Here is a 2,480-nt window from a genome sequence, read left to right as displayed (position 1 = left end):
GGATGGAGGTGCGGGTGAAGGGCTCGACGAAGACGCCCCTGGAGGCCACCGGGGCCAGGGCGTCGTTGCCGATGTGCAGCGACTGCACGTTGCTCAGCGAGCCCAGGTTGAAGCTCAGGGTGGGCTGGGGGATGCCCAGGCGGTTCTCCGGGCCGAAGTAGGCGGTGGTCACGCCGGGGGCGGTGGGCTCGAGGTAGAACACGAAGCCGTTGCGCCGGGCGAGCTCTTGCAAAAAGGCCCGGTCGGTGCCCTGCTGCCAGGGGGTGCGGTAGAGCACGAGGGGGAAGTCGGTGGTGGGGGTCGCCAGCGGCACGACGCCGTAGCGGGCGTAGCGGCTGGCGATGACCTGGTTGAAGATCAGGAAGTCGGGGCGGTTGTCGTAGGGCTCGTTGCGCTCCTCGAGGTCCATCATCTGCCCCACGTCCTGGCCCATCACCGTGAGCCTCGAGCCCCCCGCCTCGGCGCTGGGCTCGAGCTGGTGGTGGGTGATGACCCCGTTGATGAGGGCGTGGGGCGCCAGGCCCAGGATGGCCGCGACCACCACCAGCGAGCCCGGATTGAGCGCGCCGCTCCTGAGCAGGGTGTAGTCGAGGCTCTTGTCCTTGTGCAGGCCGAAGACCAGCCGGAAGCCGCTGGGGGCGCGGTCGTTGAAGTGCACCTCCACCTCCTGCAACGCCCGCATGGCCTCGACGGGCGCGGGGCGGGGGAGGTTTTCCCCCACCCACAGCAGCACCCGGATGCCCAGCACGCCCGTGAGCACCTAGACCTCCGGCATCGCCACCCGGATCAGGCGGCCCACTTCCTCGAGTTCCTCCGGTTGCAGCACCGCGTTGGCGTCGCAGACCCGCCAGAACTGCGCGGGGTCGCCCAGGTAGCGGGCCGTGAGGTTGTCGAGCCGCTCGCCCTGGGTGAAGCGGTGCTCCAGCAGCAGCGTGGAGGCCGACAGCGGCGGCAGGAAGCGCCGGCGCACGTAGCGCACCTCGCGCTCTTTCCCGTCCGCGTCGCGGCGGGTGAGGGTGGCGGTGGGCAAGGGGTAGTAGCGGCTGCTGGGGTCGAACATGCTAGCCTCCGGTCGAGGGCAACTCGGTGAGGTTTTCGGCGCTGCCGAGGGTAGCCATGACTTCCTTGGCGATCTGGTGGGCCATGAACAGCGCCCCGCCGGGGCTGAGCAGGCCGTAGTCCTGGTAGGTCAGCACCTGCAGGTCCAGCCGCACCCGTGCCCGGATGGGGTTGAGGCTGGGGTCGAAGGCCTCCTCGGTGATCTGCAGGCCGCTGAGCTTGACCGGCACCACCCGCCGGGGCCCCCACACCAGCACCGTGAAGGGCGCTTCGGGGGGCACCACCTCCACGATGCCCAGCCGCAGCAGCACCTCGTTGGCGATCACCAGGCCCGACTTGGGGTACAGCAGCATCTCCAGCGCCGAGAGGGCGGGGTAGACGCCCATGCTCACCGCGCTGTCCTTGGCCTGCTCGAGCTGGTCGGCGGCGTCGATCTCGACCTCGAGGCCGATCGTCTCGCGCGGCGGCCCTTTGAGCCGCAGGACCTCGCTCTGCTCCGCGCCGGCCTGGGGGGTGAGGGCGCTGGCCTGGATGGAGCGGGTGAGGGTGTCGGGGTTGTACTGGAAGACGATCACGCTGGCGACGGGGTTGAGCACGTCGAGGCCGATGAGGGCGCCCTTGTGCACCTTGGGCGAGCGGGGAAAGCTGGTCATGGGGGTCCCCTCCGCTGGTCGGGGCGCTCGCCGGGCTCGCGGCACTCCCCGCGGAAGAGCTCGCCGCGGGGCAGGGGCACGCCCTCGAAGAGCCGCAGGTGCTCGGGCGCGCAGGCGATGGGCGTGCCGACGATCTGCTCGAGCTGCCGCGGCGTGAGCCGCAGCGAGGGGGGCGGCGGGGGCGGGGGCTCGAGGAAGATCAGGGCGCGGCGCAGCGGGCGGTAGATGGCCTCCAGCCGCTGCGAACGGGTCAGGCGGCCAGTTCCCGAGCGCCCGGTGCGGAACTGCTCGACCTGGGCCTCCACCTCGGCCCGCACCTCGGGCGGCAGCCCCTCGCCGGTGACGTGCTGCTCGGCCAGCGGGTCGGGTTGCCCGGCCTGGGGCGCCGCCAGGGTGCGCTCGAGGTGGCCGAGCAGGTCGCGGTTGGCGACCTCGCGCCCGCCGCTCGAGCCGAAGAGCTCCCCCTGCCCCTCGGTGGGGATGGGCGCGTCGAGGGCGGCTTGCAGCGCGTCGGCGCGCAGGAGGAGCAGGCTGCCCAGGGCCGCGCGGATGGCCGCCCGCAGGTCGTCGCGGGCCCGCCGGGCGCGGCCCTCGGCGAGCTCGAGGTTGCCCTCGAAGCCGCCCGGGCGCTGCCGGGTGAGCGGCCCCGCGCGCCGCCCTCGAGGATCACCTCGGCCTCGACGGTGGGGTTGCCCCTCGAGTCCAGCACTTCCCGGCCCTTGATTTCCACAATCGTCGTCATAGCGTTGCTCCTCCGTGGAAACACTT

At 72.1% G+C, this 2,480-nt stretch carries 4 protein-coding genes; all 4 read right to left on the bottom strand.

What is annotated here, in order from left to right; translation table 11 throughout:
- Window positions 1–760 (bottom strand): hypothetical protein (locus Mterra_RS20550; RefSeq protein WP_119316782.1); only part of this gene is annotated, 760 nt, incomplete at its 3' end.
- Window positions 761–1,060, bottom strand: a complete 300-nt coding sequence (locus Mterra_RS20545) for a hypothetical protein (RefSeq protein ID WP_027891678.1) — start codon at window positions 1,058–1,060, stop codon at window positions 761–763.
- A 1-nt stretch (window position 1,061) separates the two neighbouring features.
- On the bottom strand, window positions 1,062–1,712 hold the full coding sequence (locus Mterra_RS20540) for a hypothetical protein (protein ID WP_119316781.1): 651 nt from the start codon (window positions 1,710–1,712) through the stop codon (window positions 1,062–1,064).
- Window positions 1,709–2,480: hypothetical protein (locus Mterra_RS23740; RefSeq protein WP_170159770.1), on the bottom strand; the 772-nt coding region annotated here is incomplete at its 5' end. The genes Mterra_RS20540 and Mterra_RS23740, both read right to left, overlap by 4 nt.

This window comes from Calidithermus terrae, assembly GCF_003574345.1.
Taxonomy (GTDB): Bacteria; Deinococcota; Deinococci; order Deinococcales; family Thermaceae; genus Calidithermus; species Calidithermus chliarophilus.
Note: the sequence above shows the minus strand (reverse complement) of the source record. Positions and strands in the feature narration are given on the sequence as shown.

Coding starts and splice junctions, on each gene's coding strand:
- Mterra_RS20545 (WP_027891678.1), bottom strand. CDS start 1,060: ATGTTCGACCCCAGCAGCCGCTACTACCCCTTGCCCACCGCCACCCTC.
- Mterra_RS20540 (WP_119316781.1), bottom strand. CDS start 1,712: ATGACCAGCTTTCCCCGCTCGCCCAAGGTGCACAAGGGCGCCCTCATC.